Source organism: Flavobacterium notoginsengisoli, from assembly GCF_042686225.1.
Classification (GTDB): domain Bacteria; phylum Bacteroidota; class Bacteroidia; order Flavobacteriales; family Flavobacteriaceae; genus Flavobacterium; species Flavobacterium notoginsengisoli.
In genome coordinates this window covers 474,130-497,566 of sequence record NZ_JBHUOT010000003.1, presented here as the reverse complement: position 1 = coordinate 497,566, position 23,437 = coordinate 474,130, and the positions used below count along the sequence as shown (strand labels likewise).

Here is a 23,437-nt window from a genome sequence, read left to right as displayed (position 1 = left end):
TGTACAAAAAAACCTTGCGCTCTTTGCGGTAAAAAATAAACACATATCAAAACTTAAAACTTTTCTTTTACTTTGAATATTTCTGATAGGCTTTCATCAATTTCTCATCATATTTATTGGTTTTATAAGCCGGTCCATTGTATTTTAAAGCGAATGATGCCCAGTTTTTATTTCTGAGAAGTGTGATTAAATTATTTTTCTCCAGGAATAATCCAAAAGCTTTTAAATGTTCGCCTTCATTTTGATTCATTTTTTCTACAAATTCATCTATACTTTTATAACCGATAGAAACTGCATTAAAACCCATAATTTGAAACAATCCCCAGGAAGCGGAACTATTTGCCGAATCAATGATTTTTTTGTCCTGCGCGAGGTTTTTAGCTTTTTCTAGACGTGTATACTCTGCTGTTCCGCCTACATAATACTTCTTGGTGTAATTTTCGAATAAAATATCCTGATTACTTGAATTCATATAAGATCTTGGATTAATTCCTCTTTTTTCGAGTTCTTTCCAGAAAATATGTCCTTCAAACAAAATTTTTGGCCGGCCATCGATCAGAAAACCTTTTCCGTTGCTTTCTACCTCGTTTACTGCTTTTACCACTGCGAGCTCCAAATTAAACTGATTTGAGAAATTGATTAAGTCTTGCTCAGAAAGCAATTTTGAATTAGAAGAAAAACCGTTTTTACTTTTCTCCAAAAGCGAAGACCATGTTTTTAGCCCGACCACGCCATCTACCACTAAATGGTTTTTAGACTGGAAATCCCTGATTGCTTTATCTGTTGGTATTCCGAAATAATCGGAAACGATAACATTGTATTTTAATTTAGCTAAAAGTTCATTCAAATAATAAACTTCCGGAGACTTTGCTCCTGCTTTTATTGTTCTCATTATTTTTTATTTATGGTTATGATTGATGCTTTTGAGAAATCAAAAACTTCATTTTTTGTACCGATGAGATTGTCGTTTTTGTCAAAATAATTGACTTTGTATGAAATCAAAGTAGTATTGTTCGCTGTATTCTTAACAATAAAATTGAACAATATAGGGGTCGAAAACTCAGATTTTAGGCGTTCTACTGCAAATTTACTTCCTGTTTCCTGAACCGTTAATTCAATCGTAATTCTGTTTGTTGCTGCAGTCTGACTTTTAATCTGAACCTGAATATATCGGTTATAAGCCGTTGACTGTGAAACGACCTGACTGAATTCTGAACTGATGTTTTCAATATTCTCAAAATCAAAAAAAACATCTTTTAGTTCGCCAGACGCAGTTGGATTAACCGCTGAAAAATCCAGAAGTTTGGTATCATTGCTTATAAGCTGAGGATAATTTTTAAAAAAGATACTATTTAAATAAGTTACATTCTGATTATAAACCAATAGTATAGAATTAAGCCTGCAGTTTGAAATGGACTGGTTGTTAATCTGGATTTTCCTGGCCGCATTATCAATCAGAGTTTCCAGAATTTCGCCTATCGTCTGTTCTATATTCAATTCTATAATGCTGGAATCTTTTATTTCCTTGTGTTTAAAATTGATGTTAGCATACTGTGTAATTGTATTATTTAAAGCATTAATCATAATACTCGCTTCCGATAAATTTTCGGTCGAAAGATTAAACAGAAAGTGTTTACCGTCAGTCGTAATATCGGATTGTTGCAAAAAGTAATTCCCACTGACTTCGTATTCTGCTGAAATATCGTTTGGAAACAAGAACTGCACTTTATCAAAATAATCTGTAGAATCTCCGTCAATAAAGTTATTCTGCAATAAAGCGATTTTTAATTTTGCCAAATCAAAATCAGAAAGATTAGGGCCAATTGCAAATTGAAAACTGATTTTTGAAATTTCTTCTGAAGTCCCTGCTCCTTCTTCATACGCATGAAAAATAGTCGAAATACAAGGTTTCATGGTATTTAGATCTTTTGACAGGCTATAAACTTTGGAAATCAGTAAAAAAGTGTTCGGCTGAACCATCGATTTATAAATAGAAAGCTTACTAAAATTAAAACCTGTCACAAAAATTTGTTTGAACTGCGAAAAATCCTCGTTAAGATTAAAAGGAATATTGACAAATCCGCCTCCAATTGTTTTGTACAAACTCGTTGTTGAATCTGTCTCAATTGGATAACTTAAAGTTTTATTTACTCTAAGCAGAAAAGTACTTTTTACATATTCTTCCTGAATATCTGCTTTTATGCTATTCTCACGCTGTATCTCCGAAATAGCTGTCTTTGGCGCTATTGTAGTAGCCAAATTAGCCTTTACCATCAACGGACTATTAATAAGTGTTGTTTTGGGCTGTATTATTGTCTTAGGAGAAGTTGGATCTTTCTTAAGAATGGTTCCGCTTTTTAAAATTGAAATATCTCTGGCAAACAGAAAATTTCTTTTAATTTTAGAATAACCTTTAAAATCAAAGAAAAGGTCAATATTGCATTTTAAATCATTTAGATTGGAAACCAAATTCAGAAACGCAATTTTTACCGCTTCATCGATCAAATCAAACTGAATTTCCTGTGTTGTCGTGTTGACAATTCCGTTTATTCTAATAAAATCATGATTTACTTTAAGGTTTAAAACCGCTTCTTTTAGATTTAAAGTAATACTTCTTTGATTAACCCGTAATAATTTGTCTTTCAAACTATACTTCAACATAACTTTTCCAAGAAGCCCACTTTTATTTCCTGATTTGTCGGGTACATTTTCATAGTAAAAAACTGCTCCGTTGTTGGGTTCAATTTCAACGTGTGGAAAAAAAAGCGTAATATCATTTTTAAAATAATCCTTAAAGGAATCATTCTCTGTAATTGCTTTATCTCCTTCTATAAGAGGAAAATAATTTTCAATAAAAGGAAACGTTACAATTATAGGTTTAATATCAATAGAATGAATTATAGGATGTTCTATCACCTTAAACTCTGTTTCTTTTTTGACAGTGGCTGTTGAAAAAGCAGTGCTCGGTTTGGCAGGCTCAAGATTAAATCTGTTTATGGGAACCAATTTAGTTCCTTCGAGCTTAAATGTATTTAAATCTGGCATAACGTTTAGGTTTAATAATTAGCGACTTATGAAACAAAAGGGACATTACGTCCCTTTTGCAAATTGTCTCAAAAAAATTATTCCATAAATGGAGCTCTTATTTTCTCGATATCAGCATTTTGTGCATCCGTTCCTGTTGGGATTTCAAATAACACGTCTCCTTCCTGATAATCGATTTTGATGTAATCTGTGGAAATAGAAACCTTTTTAGATTTCTTACCGATTTTTCCATTACAAGTATATTTTACCTTGTACTCTGTTGGTTTAATTGTGTAATCCAATTCGTACCAGGCTCTGTATGGAATCGCATCTTCAAAATTATCAACGGTGAATTTGAATTTTTTAGACGACATCTTATCCACTTTTAAAGTTACTTCAAGTGTATCACAGTCGTAAAGCTCTTCTGTAGATAAGTTGTAATTAATCATGTTCTGAATTGGAAGAGGAACAAAGATTTTTGTACCTTCAAATTCAAATTCACGAGTTGTATCTTTAAGCTTGATTCTCTTGTCTTTCTCATACATTACTTCCTGACGAACTTTAACTTTTGTAGAACCATTGTTTTTTACAAAATCAAATACAAAAGCATTTTTTTCTTTCGACTTATCATTCCATGTTGCAGGGAAAATAGCATCGATTTCTTTTCCGGATTTACTGGTATTTTTTACATACGGAGTTCCTTCAGGAGCAATCATTCTACCAGAACTTTTCCATATTAATTTTCCTTTAGAATCCGGATATCCCACTTCAATAGAAACCTGGCTTACCGGACTATCATTCACAATATCATTATCTTTGTCCAGCTTAATTAAACCTCCGTTTAAAGAAGCAATCACCTGAACTTTAGAAAAATCTTCGTCTAACTGAATTTCAGTGATGTATTTTTTCAACTCCGTTTTTGCTTCTGCACCCGATTTCAAAGTCAAAGGCGTAAGATTTCCACTGATTTTTGAATCTAAAACTTCAATAGCAGAGAATTTAATTTCATCTGTAAATTTCACTTCTCTAATTTGCGTTCCGTGTTTTAAACTTACTCCAACACTTCCGCCACCAAAAAGAATCCTAAAAAATCCTCCCGGTTTTTCCGGAGTCGAAGCAGGAGTAAATTGTTTTTCAGGTGCATCAAAAATTTGCTTCTGAACCAATTGAAAAGCAAAATCTCTTTGTTTTTGAAAAAGTGCTTCTTCTACTTTTTTTCTTTCTTCATTAGAAAACTGATTATCAGTAATAATTTCACTAACAATTCCGCCCTGAGTTAAGATCTTTTCGTATTCACTTTCCCAATTCACATCTACAAATGACCAGCTGACATTGGCTTTTGCCGAAAAATAAGAATGTACTTTTTTAACATCTACGGTGGTTTTAATCGTTGTGGTCGGCATATAGCCTTTATACTTAATTTTGTTTTCGATCACCAAATTATTAGACCCTGATTCTAATGCATTTTTTACCAATGAAGCACTGTTTCTTCCCATTAAAACAGAAAGCGCATTATCTCCTAATCCAAAAGTAGTTCCCGCACCTTCTCCCTGAATATTAAATGTCCATGGATTTGCACCTCCAAAAGGATTATTTGGTGATTTTTCGCCCACAACATGCATTGAAATTGTATTTTCTGTCAACTGAATCGGTCTAACATTCGTCGAATTAAAATCTTTATCAACTCCTATTATAAAAGAAAACAGCCCAAAAAGACTTGACTTTCTATGATTTTTATAATCAGTGCTTAATCTTGTTTTTAATTTATCGATTGCTTTTTTCAATAAAGCTTCAGGTAAATCAATTGTACTTGTCAAAGTAGTATAAGCTCCTGCTTCTTCTTCCAATCCTTCTGCGCCAATTACTGTCGAAGAATCTCCTTCTGATTTAAAAACCTGCATTGCAAACTTAAATCTGCCATCAGGATGTTTTGCCAGACGTGGTGCTTTTGGATAATAATAAAACTGCATTGGCAGACCGGCATCTCTCAATAACATATTGTTAGGATCTGGCGAGAAAAGCACTGCATAATCTGCTCCATCTTCTTTCTCTAATAGAATTTCTACTGTTCCGGCTCCTGCATGAGGATAACCCAGGGGTGTTGGTTGTGACATAATTTTAAATTTTTAGTTAAATACTTAATAAGGTTTTGCATTTTTTACCGTCTGTTTTTAGTTTAAAACTGACGATGTAAAATTCTGTTATTACAAAACATTATGTAACAGCACTTTAACCCAAAATTTTAAATAAATTTACCTATTAAAAAAAGGGTATATTTCCCCTTGTCCGAATTTTAACATTCCGATAATTTTGTCGTCAACAGTAGTCAAAATACTGTTAACTAAATCCTTAACCAATAAATAATAATTTAATCATGAAAAATCCTCCCGCAAAACCGAGTCAGTTAATTACAAAAGAATTTGCTCGACAGTTAAATGTGAATTACAACAACAAAAGAGCTTCGCTTACAGCTAAAAAAGCAGATAAAGAAGACGCAAATGCTATTTGGTATTCTCTGGAAGAATTAGAAAATTATATTCATTATATCAGAACCAACGGAGCAAAAGAGGGCTATAATGTGGATGGAATCCGTTTTTATTTTGGAGTTTATCCTGACGATGAAAAACATGGCGAAAAAGCAGGATTAACTACTTTATTCTTAGTTCCGACGGGAAAAAAGATAGATAACAGCACAACTAAGGTTCAAAATTTTGCTTTAAAACAAGAAGCCGCTTCATCTGACATCCAAAGTCTTGAACCAATGAATTACGGAAACATTGGAAGACCTCCAAGCTTATTATACTAATATATCTATGTTTGAATTTTTAAGATCTTATATTATTTATCTGGCTTTATTATCCGGAATTGTTGGTTTATTTTCGCTGCCAAAACTTCCCGGTAATAAAGCTAAATTTTTAGTACTTTTAATCTGGTTTTCAATCATAACCGAAATTGTAGGTTACTATTTTACCCAATGGACAGGTTTACTGAACTATTATGTCTACAATTTCTACATGTTTGCCAGTTTTTCTGCCTATATTTTACTTCTAAGAGCCTTATTAACCAAACAGAATAACAGAATTGCCTCTATCGTCTTTTTGACTTTATTTATCATTACTTATTGTTTAAACCTGCTATATTTTAAGAATGACATGAACCGTTCTTTTACTTACAGCTTCGCAATTGGTGTACTATTAGTATTGATATTATCCTGCTTATATCTGATTGAGATTTTTAATTCTGAAAAAATATTAAACTTTAAAAAGTCAGTCTTTTTCTGGTATGTTTTAGGAATATTGGTTTTTCATGTTCCTTTTACGCCTTTTATGCTGGCAATAAATTGGTTTTTAATCAAACAAGACGAATCTATTTTTAGCCTTGTGCTGTTTATTTTAAACTTTCTGGCACACAGCTGTTTTATAATCGGATTTATATGGAGCGAAAAGAAATACAATTATTAGTCATTTCTCTGGGTATTGTTTTCTTTACCCTCATTGTCGTTTTAGTTATCATTTTCTTCTATTTCCTAAAGAAGAAAAACAACTTTGTAGTAGAGAAAATGGAAGCTGATCTGTATTTCCAGTCCGAATTGGTAAAAACCAGAATTGAGATAAAAGATCAGACCTTATCCGAAATCAGTAAAGAACTGCACGATAATATCGGACAGATTATTTCGGTCGCGATTATGCAACTTAATATTTCAATCAGTAATAAAAATGTAAATATTGAAGAACTTAAAGATTTAAAAGCCGTTTTAGCCAAATCTCTCGACGAATTACGAATCCTTTCCCGAATTATCAATAAAGATAATTTACTGCAGAACAATTTTCTGGAAGCCATTCAGCAGGATTTGGAAAGGATTAAGAAACTAAAAAAAATTAAATACAACCTAAATCAGATTGGAACTGTTCCAGCTATAAACGAAGAACATGAATTAATTATTTACAGAATTTTTCAGGAAGCGCTTCATAATAGTTTAAAACATTCCAGGAGTGATTTATTTGATGTTTTTATTGAAACCACTACTTCTGTCTTTAGACTAAAACTAAAAGACTTTGGGATTGGATATGATCTTAAAAAATCAAATTCCGGTTTAGGTTTGAATAATATGAAACTAAGAGCAAAATTAATTGGCGCCAGGCTAATTCTGAATTCTGATGAAACAGGAACAAGTGTAACTATCGAATATCCCTTAACTCAAGGCCATGAAAACTAACCCAAAAAACAAAATCATAATTGTAGATGACCATCTGCTATTTTCTCAGTCTTTAGAGCTTTTAATCAAAAGCTTTGGGGATTATGAAGTGATACAACGTTTTGAAAACGGAAAAGTATTTATTGATTATCTGCAAGAAAATTATTCAACAGCAATTGATCTTATTCTTCTTGATGTCAACATGCCCGTTCTGGACGGATTAAGCACTATGAAATGGCTGAAAGATAATCGACCAGACCTTAAAGTAATTGCGTTATCTGTTAACGATGACGATGAAATTATTATAAAAATGATTACAAACGGTGCCAAGGGTTATTTACTAAAAGATACTTCGCCTGAAATCTTTAGGGAAGCCATCGAATGCGTGATGGAAAAGGGTTTTTATTTCACCGAATTGGTTTCCGGAATGCTTATTAATAAAGTCAACAGCGACAATAAAAAAATCAGTTTGAAGGAAAAAGAAATTGTCTTTATCAAACACGCCTGCACTGAAATGACTTATAAAGAAATTGCATCAGAAATGTGTTTAAGCCCTAAAACTATTGACGGTTATCGCGAAATACTTTTTGACAAACTGGAAATAAAAACCCGAATCGGACTGGTGCTTTATGCCATTAAGCATAAAATTGTTTTAGTCTGAATCAATAAGTCAATGCGGCAAAGACAGGATATTCTTTTATTTTTTCTCTTCCGTTAAGGAAAGTCAGTTCCATTAAAAAATTACATTGAACAATTTCGCCTCCTAATCTTTCTACCAATTCGCAAACCGCTTTTGCTGTTCCACCTGTTGCGAGAACATCGTCGTGAATCAATACACGATCCCCTTTTTTAATTGCATCCGTATGCATTTCAAGACTATCAGAACCGTATTCTAATTCGTAAGAAGCAGAAATCGTATCATACGGAAGCTTTTTAGGTTTTCTCACAGGAACAAATCCGGCATTTAATTCCTGGGCTAATAACATTCCGAAGAAAAAACCACGAGATTCAGCTCCTACAACTTTATCGATTTTCTTTCCTTCTAAGGAATCAACCAAAATTTTAAGGCAATTTGTTCGTGCTTCGGGGTTAATTAGTAGCGGAGTGATATCTTTAAATAAAATTCCTTCTTTAGGAAAACCCTGAATATCACGTATATACTTTTCAATCATCATTTTTTTTTAATTTTCTGTTATTTTTTCCTTGTTTATCTCACATTTATGTCTATCTTTGCACCCGCAATAAGCAATCAACAAAGCTACAAAAAAATAGCTAATTGATAACAAAAAGGCCTCGTGGCGCAACTGAATAGCGCATCTGATTACGGCTCAGAAGGTTACTGGTTTGAATCCAGTCGAGGTCACTCAGCCAGATGGCGTCAATTGAAGACAATTGGCGCCATTTTTTCATTTACACTAATAAATACGGTGGCTTTGAGTCATTTTTGCTTTTATTTTCTTTCTCTAAAATAATAGAAAAATTGCTTCAGCGTGTATATTTAGATGAAAAATAATACAAATAGTTAATTTATCATTCGATAACTTAACAGGATTCGAACCCCCAGAATATTATAGAAATTGACTCTATATAATCTCCAAATTGCTTTCAATTACTATTTAATGACAAATAATGAAATCTGATTTCAAAACGTATTTAAGTATATTATTGCTATATTTGCTTAAGAGCCTGCCAGCGATGCCATTCCGATTAAAAAAGCTGGCCGAACAGTCAAAACCAATATGTCATTTACTCCAGATGTCCAATATACTCAAAAACCATATAGCCAAATTTGCACAGGTATCAGACAATGACTTTGAGCAAATCAAAAAATTCTTCGACATAAAACAAACGTGTAAAAAAGAGAACCTGCTAAAGGAGGGACAGATCTGCCGTCATCATTATTTTGTTTTGGACGGCCTGCTTAGAAAGTTTTATATTAACGAGAAAGGTACCGAACAAACCACGGAATTTGCCATAGAAACATGGTGGCTTACCGATAACTTTGCCTACGAGAACCAGCTCGCGACAGAATTTTATATTCAGGCAGTAGAGAAATCAACATTGCTTTACATCACTTTGGAGAAGCAGCAGAAGCTGCTGGAAGAGTTTCCGGTAATGGAGCGCTATTTCCGTTTTGTCTACCAGAGGGCTTATGCAGCCGCACAGAAACGCATCAAATTTCTTTTCTCGTTCTCTAAGGAAGAGTTTTATTTCCAGGCAGTCAGAAACCACCCCGAATTCATCCAGCGTGTTCCCCAATACCTCATCGCTTCCTATCTAGGATTCACGCCCGAATACTTGAGCGAAATACGCAAAAGGCTTCTTTCTTAAACCAGTTTAAGTTTTTTCCCTTCCCTATTATTGAATTTTGCATTGAACAATTTTAAAAGAATAATACAATGCAAAAACGACTTAACATTAAGCAGGCCGCTCCGGATGCACTAAAAGCGATGATAGGACTTGAAAGCTACCTTTCAAAAATTTCCATATCCAAGACAGCCAAAGAACTCATAAAGATACGTGCCTCGCAGATCAACGGCTGTGCCTACTGCATCAACATCCACACTCAGGACGCCGTTAAAAACGGCGAGTCAAACCAGCGCATTTTTCTCTTGAGTGCTTGGAGAGAAGCTGGGGACATTTTTACAGAAGAGGAAAAAGTGGTGCTCGCGGTAACTGAAGAGATAACATTAATTCATGAGAACGGATTAACGGATGAAACCTATACAAAGGCCTTACAGTATTTCAGTGAAAGCCAGATAGCAGATATAATAACGGCCGTCATAACAATCAATCTTTGGAACAGGGTTGTTCTCAGTACCCATCTCCGAATAGGAGAAAGTCTTGCATAACTTGCAAAAAACTAATTTAATTACGATGCATCCAAAAGTTTAGAATTATAATTAAATTTAATGATTATAGGCCCGATTTGTTTCGGGCTTATTGCTTTTACAAAAACTCATTTAGAATCACCAATTAGGATAGAAATGCTCCAGTGGAACAACAATCAAATAATTCATACAGCCAAAGAAAGACAATCCTGCCTTAACTTAAACAATCTTTTAAAATCCTGCATAAATTTTGTAAATTTATATATCAGTTTAATGCGATGGATCAATTGAGTTTTTACAATTTTTGCATCAATCCTACTCAGGACATCCGAACCAATTTTTTAACGCCAATGAAAGACAGACATTACATATAGAAAGCCAATCTCTTCAAATCATCCAAAAATGATGTTGTAATTTGTCCTGTCCCCGTCACAAAGCCAAATGGCGCCAATTGAAGACAATTGGCGCCATTTTTTTTCATATATCCTCTAAATATAAGTTTTACTCGTTTTTACTAATTTGTTTTTTAAAACGTCAATGAAGACCTTAAAGGAAAATTTTACCAATAAAGGCGAAAACAATGCTTAAAAAAGAAATGCTAAATGTTAGATTTGAGCAAGCAAATTAAACCAAATTTTCCAATCCAAAAGCAGCTATTTGATCTATAATTGGTAAAGTCTTCAAACCCAGTTCTGTTAATGTATATTCTACTCTTGGAGGGATTTCAGGATAGGCCTTTTTACTGACCAGTTTGTTTTCTACCAGAGAATTCAATTCCTGAATCAGCATTTTTTCACTAATACCTACTACAGCTCTTTTAAGTTCTCCATATCTAATGGTTCTGCTATTAAGCTGATACAAAATCATCATTGTCCATTTTCCTCCCAATAAGCCTAGAGCTTTTTTTACCGGGCAATTTTCGTCACATGCATTAATTATTTTCAGATTTTTTTCCATTGATTTTCAATATTTCTAACTATTTGGTAAGTACCCAACTAAAACGTAAGTACTTGTACAAAAGTAAGTTATTAATTAGTTTTACCAAAAAATTAAAACAATTAAATAAAAAATAAAATGAAAGTATTAGTATTTGGAGCCACAGGCTCACAGCAATTTCATGTAATTGGAGAAGCAAAAAATAAAGGCGCAATTGTTTATGCTGCTACAAGTTCAGAAAAAAACTTTTCAAAACTAGAAGACGCTGGTGCAATCCCTGTATTAGGCGATATGTCTGATGCATTAAAAATGAAAGAAATCACTAAGGAAATTGATGCTGTTGCTTTGCTGATTCCTGTTTCCTTGCCTAATCCGGCAGATGGATTTCAACTTGCCAAAAATGTAATTGATGCAGCTAAGGAAAATGGCGTAAAAATGATAGTTTGGAATACCAGCGGATTTCTGGCACCGCAAAAATTAGGAATTCCTATGGAAGATGTAAAGCTGGATACCAAGGAATATCTTCAAAATTGCGGAGTACCCTATGTTATTATTGAGCCATCTATTTATGCTGAAAATTTATTGGCTCCTTATACAACCGGTTATGTAAAAAGTGAAAGAAAAGTAGCTTACCCAACTCCGGAAGATATGCCTATTGGTTATATTGCATCAAGAGATGTCAGCGCTTTTGTGGCAGAAGCTTTATACAAACCAGAACTATCTGGACAATCCTTTCTTGTGAGCGGTTTGGATAACCTAAAAGGAAATGGTCTTGCCGAAAAATTCTCTCTTGGTTTGGGCGATAAAATTGATTTCTACGCAATGCCTCCGCAAGAATTCGGGGATAAATTAAGTATTCTTGTTGGAGAAGAAAGCGCCAGAGGTGTGCAAGGATATTATGAAATGTTGGCAAGTCTGCCAGTATATCCCACAAAATTCAATCCTAACTTGCAGGAGGTTTTAGAAAAACTGCCTGTAAGAATGACTCCAATAGAAGAATGGGTTAAAATTCATAAACATTTTTTTATTAACTAAATTGTAAAAAAAAAGCAGCAAGAATAGAATCTTTTTGCTGCTTTTTTATGCCTTAAATTCTAAAAGGACTTTGTACTTTAATGATAGAATTTATAAATTATTTTTCCAAAACTTTATTTATTACATATCGAAATCTTAAATACAGTAAGGCAGATGATGTTAACAACCCCAGAGTCAAACCGTACCAGATTCCCTTTACTCCTGCATTGAAATAAATGCCTAAAATGTAGGCCGCAGGAATACCAATAAGCCAATAAGCAACAAAGGTTATCAAAGTAGGAATATTTACATCTCCCATTCCTCTTAGTGTTCCTAGTCCAACAACCTGAGTACCATCAAAGAGTTGAAATAGCGCGGCAATTATCAATAATTGTGCAGCCAGCGCTACAACACTTGTATCATTTGTTATCAAATAAGGTAAATATTGATTAAAGAGTGTGAAAATTACAGCAAAGAACATCATAAAAATGATAACTAGATGATAAGACGCATAAGCAAATTTCTGAAGTCTTTTGTAGTTCTGATTTCCAAAACTATTTCCAACTTTAATAGTTGCCGCCGATGCAATTCCCCCTGCCATCATGTAGGTCATTGCCGCAAGGGTTATTGCTGTTTGATGAGCAGCTTGTTCCGTCGCACCAATATTTCCAGCCATTAGAGCAGCAACTGCAAATACTCCAATTTCAAAAACATACTGCATCGCTACAGGTAATCCTATTTTTACCACTTTTATAATTTTTGAAAAATCAACAAACTTAACAGCGAAATGCTTTATATAAACCCTGAAATTCTATGATCCAAGTACATACCACATCATAACCAACATCATTAAAACCCGATCTATCAATGTTGCAATTCCTACCCCTTGAACACCCATTGGCTCAATCCCAAACATGCCCTTTACCAAAATCACTGCTATAATTACATTGAGCACATTTCCCCATATTGTGATCGACATTGCTTGTTTTGTAAAACCCAGCCCTTCTGCAAATTGTTTAAAGGTTTGAAATACCATTAAAGGCAAAATAGATAAACTCAAAATAAGTAAGTAAGGTTTTGCCGTTGCAACCACCTGAGGATCCTGATCTGCATGCTGTATGGCAAACATAGAACCATAATAAACTATTAAAAAAAGAAATACTGCAGCTGCGACATTTAGCCATAAGCTGTTTGAAAGAAGCTCAGCACATTCCTTAAAATTTGATTTTCCATTTTCTTGCGCAATCAATGGTGTTAATCCGTAGGCCACACCTAATCCTATGACTAAAACGACCATAAAAACAGAATGAACCAGTGAGAAATAAACCAATTTTTAACTCCGGTCAAACAACAATCAATAAGTATGGACTTCATACTTTTTCTCTCCCAAAAAGCTTAGACGAATGTGGAAAATTTTTTGCTATTTAATTATGAAATTTTTACTACAAAATTTAAGGAAGACTTATTTAACCAAATAAATAATCATTTTGTTCAAAAAGATTTCGAAAATCAAATAAATTTATTTTAAAATCCCAGACAGTAATTCATAGAGCCAATGAAAGACAATTCTGCCTTAAGTATAACAATATTTTCAAATACTTGATAATAATTGTAGAATTGTCTCCCAGATTAATACCGCAAACAAATTGAGTTTTTATAATTTTTACAACAATCCCCAACAAGACATCTAAACCAAATTTACATAGCCAATGGAAGACAGATACTACATATAGAAAGCCAATTTCTTCAAATCATCCAAAAATGATGTTGTAATTTGTCCCGTTGAGGTCACAAAGCCAAATGGCGCCAATTGTCTTCAATTGGCGCCATTCTTTTATTTAACCCTTATCAATAAATGAGTTTGACTCGTTTTTGCTTTATTTTCTTCATAAAGAAACAAACTTCAGAAAAACATTATTTATATGAAAAACAAGATAAATTTAAATTTTAGCGTTCGATAACTTAACAGGATTCGAACACCAAGAACAGAGCTGAAATTAAGTTTTACATTTTCAAAATTTGATAATTTCCTGTCTTCCCTTATCAATCTTTTTTAAGAAAAAAAGCCAGCAGTCTAAAAACTAGACTGCCGGCTTTAAAAATTATCTTAATTTCAAAAAAATCTTTTCTCTCTTCTTACATCTTTTCAATACTAGGAGGGATCAATTTATACATCACGGGCGTTACAATCCGTGATAATATTGTAGAACTGATTAAACCGCCAATTAACACAATTGCCAATGGTGCGATCAAAGGATTTGAGTTTAATGCAATCGGAATCAAACCGCAAATTGCAGTAATTGAAGTCAGCACTACAGGCAGAAAACGTGTTTCTCCTGCAATTGAAATAGCTTCATCGATCGAATGTCCTTCCTGCCTTAACTGATTGGTGAAATCTACCAGCAGCAAAGAGTTCTTTACCTGAATTCCCGAGAGACCTATAAAACCGATTATAGCAACCAAAGACATCGGACTTCCATTGAGAAGCAATAATAGCACGCCACCTAAAATCCCCAGCGGAATAATAGATAATACAATAATAATTCCTTTAAAAGTTTTAAACTGCAGCAGTAAAACCGCCACAAACAAAAAGGTACTCAAAATAATTACGGCCAAAAAATTACCGCCCAGCGCATCGCCTTCGGATTCTTTTTCACCTGATAATTTATAGTAATATCCTTTTGGCATTTTCAATTGATCCAGTTTTGGAACAATGTGCGTCAATAAATCATTGGCATAATACCCTTTTGCCGATAAAGCGGTTACTTTTGAAAAGCGTGATTTATTAAAATGGTTAATCGCCGTTGGAGAAGTTTCAAACGAAATTTCAGCAATCTGGTTTAGGGCAATCGGAGTTCCCTGAAGGTTATTTACGTACAAGTTTTTCAAAGCGTCAAGGTTCGAAAATTTATCTCGGGGCAATGTCAGCGTAACATTTCTGGCATCTCCCCTATCATCTATATAATCACCGACTGTTAATCCTGCTACCGAAAGACGGATTACCTTATCTACATCGCTGGTCAATACGCCCAATGTTCTGGCTTTTTCTTTATTGATTTTAACTTTAACATCAGTTTTATACGTATTCAGTTCATTGTTGATATACACGGTTCCTTCCTGATTTCTAAGAATAGTCTCTACCTGTGAAGAAAGCTTGCGTAACACTTCCTGATCTTCACCAAATAATCTTACGACAATATTAGCTTCTAATGGTGTTCCCTGTTCAAAATCTTTTACCTCCACTTTTGCGTAAGGCATCGTTTTAAATTTATTTCGAAGTTCTTCAATCAAAGCTGTTTTCTCTGATGGTTTAGCTTCATCTTCGAGCTGGACAAAAATCTGCGCAAAATCGGGTTTTCTGTCCTGGGGATGCACATTGTAATAAATCTGCGGATTTCCTTTACCAACGTTCGAAGTGTAATACACAATTTCCTTATGATTTTTAAGCTCTGCTTCTACAATTTTGGTCACACGGTCACTTTCTGAAATATTGGCCTGAAGGGGCATTTTTATATTGATAAGAAACATCGGTTTTTCTGAAGTTGGAAATAATTTAAAACCCGTTACTTTAAACAATCCAAAAGCAGTGATGCTTAAAACTATAGAAATAGCAATAGTTGTTCTAGGATATTTTAATGCTTTGGGCATAATATCACGATACGCTCTGGTCAGGAATTTTTGCAGATACTGAAGAAAAATATTTCCTCCCGCATGATCGTGCGTTTTTAAAAATCGGCTTCCTAAAAACGGCACCAATGTTAAAGCTACAATCATCGATGCCAGTACACTGGTAATAACTGCCATTGGAAGACTTCTGATAAATTCTCCCGAAACATCCGGCAGGAAAGCCAGCGGTAAAAATGCAATTATAAGTGTTGCAGTACAGCCTACAACGGCAATTCCGATTTGTTTGGTACCTTTAAGGACTGCATCCATTTTAGAATGTCCTTCCCGCAGCCATCGCTCTATGTTTTCTACTACCACAATACTGTCATCCACCAACAATCCTAAAGCTACCACAAGACCAACAATACTTAACTGATTTAAAGAAAAGCCAAAAGCATTCATTGCAATTAATCCCAATGCGAGGGATAACGGAATGGAAATCATCACAATTCCCGAAGCTCTTAAACCTAATGGAAGTAATGTCACAATTACCAAAACAATTGCCAGCGTAAAATCAAAACCTAAATGTCCCAAACGCTGCGATACCATATTCGCCTGATCGAAGTTTTTTACTAATTTGATGTTTGAGGGTAATTCTTTAGAAAATTCATCTACAATTGGCAGGAATTCTTTCTGCACATCTGTAATGTTTACATTGTCTTTCATTCCGGCTGTCACTAGCACACAACGGTGTCCGTTGATGCGGGTAATATGATCGACGACCTGTGACTTGTAGCCTACTTCGGCTACATCTTTCATATAGATTATTTTACCGTTAGCATTGTAAATTACTGTATTGGATACATCGTCCGCATTTTTAAATTTACCGCTGGTTTTTACATTAAATACTTTACTGCCTAAATCAATGCTTCCTCCTGGAATATCGGCCGCTTCGCTCTGCAGGCTTGCCATGACTACATTTAACGGAATTTTTAATTGGGCCAACTTTTCAAGCTGTAAATCAATACGAATTTCCTGCTCGGGAAATCCAGCATATTTTACATCTTTCAGATTGGTAATTTTCTCAATTTTAGATTTAAGTTTATCCGCTTCATCGCGAAGTTTTTTGTCTGATGCATTTTCTGAAACCAACGCTATCTGAAGGATTTTCACATCAGAAGAAGCAATTTTTTCGGTTTTTATCTGATAAATATCTTTTGGAAGTTCGCTGTTTTTAAGAGCATTCATTTCCGTAGAAATCTCCTGATATTTATTATCAACATCTACTCCGTATTTAAATTTTACCTGAAAAGCTGCAACACCGTCTTCTACTGTGGTTAATATTTTTTCGATGTTTTCGAGTCCGTAAATTTTATTCTCGATTGGTTTTACAACCTGCTCCTCCATATCCTTTGGACTTGTCCCGGGATAGATTACCGTAATTAAATATTGCGGCGGATGTGTTGAAGGATCTTCCGCCCTGGGCATGGTAAACAACGTAAGATACCCTACCACAGCAACCAGCAGAAATATAATCAGTGTAAACTGATAATTTTTAACAGCAAAGTTTGTTATTTTCATAATACTGATTATTTAATGATCTTGATAGTTGATTGTTCGTTGAGATAAGCACTGTTTGAGATCACAATCTGATCTGTTTTCTGAAGACCTTCTTTTATGAATACTTTATTGTTCTCAAATTTATTAATGGTCACCGGCTGTCGTTTTACTTTGTTGTTTTCCACAATAAAAACAAACGCTTTGTTTCCGTCAGCTTCAATAAGCGAATTGTACGGAATGATGATGAAATCTTCTGAGTGCTCTGCCTTTATTTCGGCTTTTCCAAACATCCCCACCGCTGGTTTGCTTTTTTTAAGGCTCAGTTTTAATTCGACCTGAAAAGAACCTAGTGCTGCATCTGCCGCCTGCGATTTTCTAAAAATAAAGGCATCGAATTTTTCATCAGGATAACCGTCAAGCGTCACAGTGGCTTTCTGCCCTACTTTTACCGCGGCCCATTCTTTGTCTGTCAATCCTACTTTTAGCAGATAATTATTGTTTTGGGTGGTTTCATTTATAGCCAGAATTGGCGATCCTGCGCCAACTACTTCTCCTTCGCTGGCTATTTTTTTCGAAACAAAACCATTCGCAGCAGCATAAATTTTAGAATAACGCGCATTAAAAGCAACCGCATCTTTCTGTTTTTTAGCAATGTCAAGGCCCGTTTTGGTATTCTGAAGCTGTTCTAATGTATAAACACTGTCTTTGTACAAATTGCTTGCTCGTTTATAATCACGCTCGTACTTTTTGAGATTCAAATCGGTTTGGTTCAATCCTGCATTAATCTCTGTTTCGTCTAATGATGCCAGAAGCTGGCCTTTCTTAAAAAACTGGCCTTCTTCAACATAAATACGACTGATGACCCCTCCTATTTTAAATCCATAATTGGCCTGATTTTCTGTTGTTACTAAACCTGATGCGCTTATGGTATTGTTAAGAGCAAAAGATTCGACCGGAGCTGTTTTAATCGGGATGACATCCGCGCTTTCAAAGGGCGAATTTTCCTTTTTTTCTTCTTTACAGGCGTAAAAAAGCGTTAAAGCAAGCAATATAATCAACCCTTTTTTGGAGGCTGCGATATGTTTTTTTAGATAATTGTGAATCGTTAATTTCATGTTTTTTATTTTTAGTTAAAAGTAAAAGTGGCGTTGGCTCTTTCTAATTCTGCAAAAGCAATCCAGGAGTTATAAAGCGAAATATTAGTGTTAAGCTGCGCATTCACCCATTGGTTCTGTGCATCAAGCAGTTCTATATATATTGCCTGGCCTTCCTTGTACAATTTGGTAATGTCATCATTGTACTTTTTGGCCGACTGCTTTTGATTTTTATCAGCATTGAACTGCTCTAAGGCCGATTTTAGATTGTTCTGTGAAACCTGAAGCTGAAGCAGCAGCTGCTGTTTTACATTATCAGTTTGCGAGATGATTTTTTTACTGTCTTCTTCAACTTGCTTCAGCTTCCATTTGTTTTTGTTTCCCGAAAAGATATTCCACTCCAGCCCCACTCCGGCAAAATAGTAGCGTGAGTTTTTATCCGCCTGAAAATCAAAATCCTGAATTCCGAAATCGGCAAAGCCGTTTACTTTTGGCAGCCAGTACGATTTGGTCAGTCTGCTTACATTTTCGTTTATTTCTTTTGCCTGAGTGAGCTTTTGCAGCTCTTCTCTATTTTGGGTATTTTCTGAAAGTACTTCTATTGGCAGTGCTTCACTCTGATCAGTTTCTATTGCGGCATCAAGTTTTTGATTCAATAAAAAATTAAAATAGGATCTGGCATTATTACTGGTTTGTCGGGCGGTTTCTAAATTGGCCTGAATGCGGATTACCTCATTATCGCTTCGTAAAACGGCAGTCCGGTTTATTTTTTCATTTTTAAATAAAGCCTGATTTACCCTTTGGTTTTCTTTTACCAAAGCCAGGGCATCTTCATAAATCTTAATACCTTCAACCGATTGCAGGTATTTGTAATAAGCAATTTTAATTTCCTTTACTAACTCTCTTTGATAGATTTCGAGTTCTATTTTTTGAAGCGTCGTCTGCTGGGCTTTTATTCTTTTATTATAAATAATTTCAAAATTCAGCAATGGCATAGTGGTATGAATTTTAGCATCATAAAAATTATCCGGATTTATCAAGACCGACTGATTTTCTAACATCGGAAAAGCGTTAGAATTGGTAATTTGATTTAAAGTATTATACACCGGATTCAGCATATCTCCAATTGGAATATCGATTGTCCTTCCGCCTTCTGCTTTGGTGTAACTTCCATTTAGGGAAACTGTTGGATAAAATAAAGCTCGTGCTTCTTTTAAGGCATACATGCTTTTATTAATATCAAAATTATGCTGCCTGATTACTTCGTTATTTTTTAAGCCGGTCTTTATATAAGTTTCCAGCTTGTTCTGTGCATACCCTAAATATCCTAGACAGAGTATTGCAAAAGTTAGTTTAATTTTCATTTATTGTACATTGCTTATTATTTGAACATTGTTCATTTTTTTGGGCAAAAAAATTTTTAAAGCTTTTCTATCATTTTTAGATATTCATTGTATCCGTCATACAAAATGGTATCCGGATTCGTAAAATTTACATTTTTAATTCTCTGGTGAATTTCCAGACAGCACATACCATGTACCAAACTCCAAACCATAAATGCCAGCGGCTCTACACTATGGCCTTTAAAATAACCTTTGTTAATACATTCTTCAATAGTTTTTTTAACTAATCCAAATGCTGTGCATCCTTCATCCCAATCTTCATTCTCGGAGTCTTTCAGGAATTCTATTGGAGCTTTTAGATTAAACATCAAATCGTACATTTCAGAATTTTCGATGGCAAATTTGATATAGGCAAATCCCATTTTCTTTAATCTTTCCTTCGGATCTTCTATAGTATATAACTCCATAAAATAACTATCTAATTCCTGAAAACCTATTGTATGAAGATCATGGAGAATATCATTTTTATCTTTAAAATAAACATAAACAGTGCCTACACTGTAGTTAATTTCTTCAGCAATGTTTCTTATGGTGGTATGTTCAATTCCTTTTTCAACAAAAAGCTTTTTAGCACCTTTTAATATCAGGGCTTTTAAAGCTTCTTTTTCTTTTGCTTTTCTATCAATTGTACTCATACTTATTTTTATTACTGCAGACAAAGATATAAAATAAAATGAACGCTGTTCATTTTTTATTCAGTTAAATATTTTTATACAAATTAAGATTGCAATCTGGCTGTAATACCTTTATGATTCAATAACTTGTAAGCTAACTTTGGTAAAAATCTATTTAACAGATAAATCGCTTTTGTATCGCCAACACGAATAGTGTACGTATTGTTTTTTAATCCTTTTATCAAAGCATCAATTAGCACATCTGGTGTTATCGATTTACCTTCCATTCCCTCAGACATATTTGTTTTTACCAACGGCGGCAATAATTCAAATATTTTTATTCTGCTTCCAATTATCTGTAAATGATCTCGTAATGCTTCTGTATAAAAACGTACCGCAGCTTTTGATGCTGAATAAGTTGGTACAAGATTAGACGGCGTGTAACTCAATATCGATGATGTATTGATAATAGCTGCTTCTTTTCTGCTTTTAAGCATATCCAGAAAAAGATCATTTAAGAGAATAACTCCTAAGTAGTTAGTATTAATTTCCATGGCAGCTTTTTCAAAATGTTTTGAATTACTGAAACCTAAATTATCCTGACCATTCATAATTCCGGCATTGTTATAAAGTATATCGATACCACCCATTTCATTAATTTGGTTGTACAAAGCAACCGCGGCTTCCTGGCTGGACGCATCACTTTTAATGGTCGTAATGGATGGATACATTTTTTTGGCAAGATCCAATTTTTTCTGATCTCTTCCTGTAATAATTACTTTAGCACCTTCTGTAATGAACTGTTTTGCAGCCTCTAATCCGATTCCGGCAGATCCACCTGTAATCAAAATTATCTTACCTTTTAATTCCATAATTTTTCTATTTAGTTTATTATTTCTATATTTGCTTGCGAAATGCAAGTGCAAATATAAATACATTTACTTGCAAAAAGCAAGTGATTTTAATTTTATTTTATGAAAACTCAAAAAAAGAGATCAGACTGCCCGGTAAGTTTTTCACTTGAAGCCTTTGGTGACAAGTGGTCGCTGTTGATTGTTAGAGATTTAATGCTTAAAAAAAAATGTACCTATGGCGAATTGGCAAAATCCGATGAGAAGATCGCAACTAACATTTTAGCCGCTCGACTGCTCTCGTTAGAAGAAAACGGAATTATTCAGAAAATGGAGCATCCCGACAGTAAAGCCAAAGTATTGTATCAATTGACACAGAAAGGAATGGATTTAATTCCAATAATTGTTGAAATTAATCTTTGGGCAGAAAAGTATACCAACATTCCTGAAGAAAGAAAGGAATTGCTGGCACAAATGAATGCTGATAAGGAAGGATTTATTAAAAATGCTTTAAAAGAACTTGAATTAAATCTATAGTATAGATTACATAGCTACTACTTTTTTTGCCACGATAAATTTGGACTGGAATGTGCATGACAAAACACGCCCCCGCAGGTGCAGAACTGCCTCCAATTTTGTCACACAAGCTAAGGCGGTTTTAATAAAAGAGGTTAGCGATTTGTTCAAACCAAATTACCAAAGCCACTGGAAGACAAACAACTACATATAATAAGCCAATTTCTTCAAATCATCCAAAAAAAATGTTGAAATTTGTCCCGTCGGGGTCACAAACAAGCCAAATGTCACCAATTGAAGACAATTGGTGCCATTTTTTTATAACCTTACTTATTTTTATTAGTCAAAAGTGCCGGGCTCCTCAGCAGCCCTAGCCCCGATAGCAGTTAAAATCCTTTTGCGCCGGGGTTCGGCGTAAAAGATTGGAACGGATAGCGAGAAGAGCTCCTAAAAAAACACTGTCAATCACAGTATATTTTATCATGCTAATAGCAATTCATATTATCTTAGACAGGCCGCTTGCAATCAATTCATCACTGGCATATTTTTTCTTAGGATGTTTTAAAAAACCTATTCTAAGAAAAAAAAATTACGGACCTGCAGGTCAAAAGAAAAAATAATCTTTCGCTTCTATTTCAGCCTGAAAATCAGCCGCTGAATAATCATAAGCCAGATTGCAGTCAGCATCATCGTTGAAGTAATTACAGCCAATGTTATTTGATACGTATAATTTTCTACTAATTTTAAAGAAGCTGCCATGGTCATTAAAATAAAACTGAATTCCCCTATCTGCGATAAGAGTGCCCCTGCATATAAACTGTCTCGCCAGGAGTTCTTAGTCAGTTTAAAAAGAATGGTATTAATCAGGCTGTTTATAAAGAGTACTGAAAATGAAATCAATATAATTGTACCTGTATTTTGAATAAAAAAATTAATATCTAACTGCAGTCCTACAGCTAAGAAAAAGAAAGCCATAAAAAATACCCTAAAAGGAATAAGGGAACTACCCAGCCAGCGGGTTGCCTTATCATGCCCGATTAATATTCCTGAAGCAAAAGCACCAAAGGCAGTAGACAAGCCAAACCATCCGCTGATCCAAGCCATTGTGAAACAGATACTAAAGCCGATAAAAACCTGCAGTTCATGGTCAACAGTAATCTCTTTGCGCATCGGAATTTTAAAAAGTTTTTTAGTCAGAGCCCCTTTCAAAAAAAGAATCATCAATACGCCTCCTGCGCATACTTTTATCAATTGAACTGCTGATACAGCGGTACCTGACATAAAATTCAAAGCCAGCATCATAGGTATAACCAATATATCCTGCATTAATAATACACCGCAGGTAATCATGCCGAGCTGACTTTTAATTTGGCCTGTTCTGGCCAGATACTGAAATACAATGGCCGAACTGCTGATGCTGATTGTAAAGGCAGTCAGTACAATTATTGTCATTTCCCATCCTGCATATGATCCAACAAAATACATGCAGATAAAACTAAGCACAATCTGAACAACTGAAATCAACAGCGGCTTGTAAAAATTACGCGTGAGATATTGAAGGTCAATCTCGCTTCCTATGGAAAACATCATAATAATGATCCCTATCTCACCAAGCTCTGATATCACATCAGGTTTGTGGATAATATTAAATACCTGAGGACCTAAAAGCACACCGGCCGCTATGTAGGCGATAAAATAAGGCTGCTTTAACCGCCGAAGCAATAAAATCAACAATAAAACAATAAGGGAAAGCACAGCAATCCCCGAGAATAATTGTGAGAGCATATTTTAAA

The 23,437-nt window shown here is 34.5% G+C and carries 21 protein-coding genes and 1 tRNA gene; 9 read left to right on the top strand and 13 right to left on the bottom strand.

The genetic code is table 11. From position 1 onward, the window contains the following. Positions 1-67: 67 nt before the first annotated feature. The 3 genes from ACFS3A_RS10020 to ACFS3A_RS10010 all read right to left on the bottom strand — a co-directional run bounded on the left by ACFS3A_RS10020 (position 68) and on the right by ACFS3A_RS10010 (position 5,138). Positions 68-892 (bottom strand): N-acetylmuramidase domain-containing protein, encoded by an 825-nt coding sequence (locus tag ACFS3A_RS10020; protein WP_379825251.1) that lies wholly within the window; start codon positions 890-892, stop codon positions 68-70. Continuing rightward, a complete protein-coding gene (locus tag ACFS3A_RS10015; protein ID WP_379825250.1) occupies positions 892-3,045 on the bottom strand; it encodes a hypothetical protein in 2,154 nt (717 codons plus the stop codon). Before ACFS3A_RS10015 ends, ACFS3A_RS10020 begins: the two co-directional genes overlap by 1 nt. Positions 3,046-3,122: 77 nt before the next feature. After that, entirely contained in the window at positions 3,123-5,138 is a 2,016-nt protein-coding gene (locus ACFS3A_RS10010) for a hypothetical protein (protein ID WP_379825249.1), read from the bottom strand. Positions 5,139-5,398: 260 nt separating this feature from the next. Here ACFS3A_RS10010 and ACFS3A_RS10005 point away from each other — a divergent pair, with 260 nt between their 5' ends. From ACFS3A_RS10005 to ACFS3A_RS09990, 4 genes are read left to right on the top strand one after another with little or no spacing between them, the layout of a single operon-like run. Next, on the top strand, positions 5,399-5,830 hold the full coding sequence (locus tag ACFS3A_RS10005) for a hypothetical protein (protein WP_379825248.1): 432 nt from the start codon (positions 5,399-5,401) through the stop codon (positions 5,828-5,830). Between the two features lie 7 nt (positions 5,831-5,837). Further along, positions 5,838-6,485 (top strand): hypothetical protein, encoded by a 648-nt coding sequence (locus ACFS3A_RS10000; RefSeq protein WP_379825246.1) that lies wholly within the window; start codon positions 5,838-5,840, stop codon positions 6,483-6,485. Beyond that, entirely contained in the window at positions 6,458-7,240 is a 783-nt protein-coding gene (locus ACFS3A_RS09995; protein WP_379825245.1) for a sensor histidine kinase, read from the top strand. Before ACFS3A_RS10000 ends, ACFS3A_RS09995 begins: the two co-directional genes overlap by 28 nt. Further along, complete coding sequence (locus ACFS3A_RS09990; protein WP_379825244.1) at positions 7,230-7,880, top strand: response regulator; 651 nt, start codon at positions 7,230-7,232, stop codon at positions 7,878-7,880. The genes ACFS3A_RS09995 and ACFS3A_RS09990 overlap by 11 nt, the downstream gene beginning before the upstream one ends. A 1-nt stretch (position 7,881) precedes the next feature. Here the strand turns inward: ACFS3A_RS09990 and ACFS3A_RS09985 are convergent, their stop codons facing one another. Continuing rightward, positions 7,882-8,394, bottom strand: coding sequence for an adenine phosphoribosyltransferase (locus tag ACFS3A_RS09985; RefSeq protein WP_379825242.1), 513 nt, complete (start codon positions 8,392-8,394; stop codon positions 7,882-7,884). A 114-nt stretch (positions 8,395-8,508) separates the two neighbouring features. Between ACFS3A_RS09985 and ACFS3A_RS09980 the strand changes: the two genes are divergently transcribed. From ACFS3A_RS09980 to ACFS3A_RS09970, 3 genes are all read left to right on the top strand, one after another. Further along, positions 8,509-8,582, top strand: a tRNA-Arg gene (locus ACFS3A_RS09980). A 392-nt stretch (positions 8,583-8,974) separates the two neighbouring features. Continuing rightward, positions 8,975-9,550 (top strand): Crp/Fnr family transcriptional regulator, encoded by a 576-nt coding sequence (locus tag ACFS3A_RS09975; protein WP_026729722.1) that lies wholly within the window; start codon positions 8,975-8,977, stop codon positions 9,548-9,550. A 68-nt stretch (positions 9,551-9,618) separates the two neighbouring features. Further along, entirely contained in the window at positions 9,619-10,071 is a 453-nt protein-coding gene (locus tag ACFS3A_RS09970) for a carboxymuconolactone decarboxylase family protein (protein WP_066034741.1), read from the top strand. Between the two features lie 603 nt (positions 10,072-10,674). Here ACFS3A_RS09970 and ACFS3A_RS09965 read toward each other — a convergent pair. Next, positions 10,675-11,007 (bottom strand): winged helix-turn-helix transcriptional regulator, encoded by a 333-nt coding sequence (locus ACFS3A_RS09965; RefSeq protein ID WP_095955068.1) that lies wholly within the window; start codon positions 11,005-11,007, stop codon positions 10,675-10,677. A gap of 117 nt (positions 11,008-11,124) precedes the next feature. Between ACFS3A_RS09965 and ACFS3A_RS09960 the strand changes: the two genes are divergently transcribed. Further along, complete coding sequence (locus tag ACFS3A_RS09960; protein WP_379825241.1) at positions 11,125-12,021, top strand: SDR family oxidoreductase; 897 nt, start codon at positions 11,125-11,127, stop codon at positions 12,019-12,021. A gap of 97 nt (positions 12,022-12,118) precedes the next feature. On the opposite strand, the gene ACFS3A_RS09955 is transcribed toward ACFS3A_RS09960, so the two are convergent. From ACFS3A_RS09955 to ACFS3A_RS09925, 7 genes are all read right to left on the bottom strand, one after another. Further along, entirely contained in the window at positions 12,119-12,796 is a 678-nt protein-coding gene (locus ACFS3A_RS09955; RefSeq protein WP_379825341.1) for an MATE family efflux transporter, read from the bottom strand. A gap of 15 nt (positions 12,797-12,811) precedes the next feature. Next, on the bottom strand, positions 12,812-13,330 hold the full coding sequence (locus tag ACFS3A_RS09950) for an MATE family efflux transporter (RefSeq protein WP_379825240.1): 519 nt from the start codon (positions 13,328-13,330) through the stop codon (positions 12,812-12,814). Positions 13,331-14,136: 806 nt separating this feature from the next. Next, a complete protein-coding gene (locus tag ACFS3A_RS09945; protein WP_281233742.1) occupies positions 14,137-17,187 on the bottom strand; it encodes an efflux RND transporter permease subunit in 3,051 nt (1,016 codons plus the stop codon). Positions 17,188-17,195: 8 nt separating this feature from the next. Beyond that, positions 17,196-18,281, bottom strand: coding sequence for an efflux RND transporter periplasmic adaptor subunit (locus tag ACFS3A_RS09940; protein WP_289660348.1), 1,086 nt, complete (start codon positions 18,279-18,281; stop codon positions 17,196-17,198). Between the two features lie 11 nt (positions 18,282-18,292). Beyond that, positions 18,293-19,624 (bottom strand): TolC family protein, encoded by a 1,332-nt coding sequence (locus ACFS3A_RS09935; protein WP_289660351.1) that lies wholly within the window; start codon positions 19,622-19,624, stop codon positions 18,293-18,295. A 56-nt stretch (positions 19,625-19,680) separates the two neighbouring features. Next, positions 19,681-20,298: a TetR/AcrR family transcriptional regulator gene (locus tag ACFS3A_RS09930; RefSeq protein ID WP_053471272.1), complete on the bottom strand. Its 618-nt coding sequence runs from the start codon at positions 20,296-20,298 to the stop codon at positions 19,681-19,683. An 83-nt stretch (positions 20,299-20,381) separates the two neighbouring features. Next, complete coding sequence (locus ACFS3A_RS09925) at positions 20,382-21,149, bottom strand: SDR family oxidoreductase (protein WP_281233745.1); 768 nt, start codon at positions 21,147-21,149, stop codon at positions 20,382-20,384. A 102-nt stretch (positions 21,150-21,251) separates the two neighbouring features. Here ACFS3A_RS09925 and ACFS3A_RS09920 point away from each other — a divergent pair, with 102 nt between their 5' ends. Beyond that, complete coding sequence (locus tag ACFS3A_RS09920; protein ID WP_281233746.1) at positions 21,252-21,665, top strand: winged helix-turn-helix transcriptional regulator; 414 nt, start codon at positions 21,252-21,254, stop codon at positions 21,663-21,665. 609 nt (positions 21,666-22,274) lie between these two features. On the opposite strand, the gene ACFS3A_RS09915 is transcribed toward ACFS3A_RS09920, so the two are convergent. Further along, the gene (locus tag ACFS3A_RS09915) at positions 22,275-23,429 is read right to left on the bottom strand and encodes a cation:proton antiporter (RefSeq protein ID WP_289660360.1); all 1,155 of its coding nucleotides are present in this window, start codon (positions 23,427-23,429) and stop codon (positions 22,275-22,277) included. Positions 23,430-23,437 lie beyond the last annotated feature (8 nt).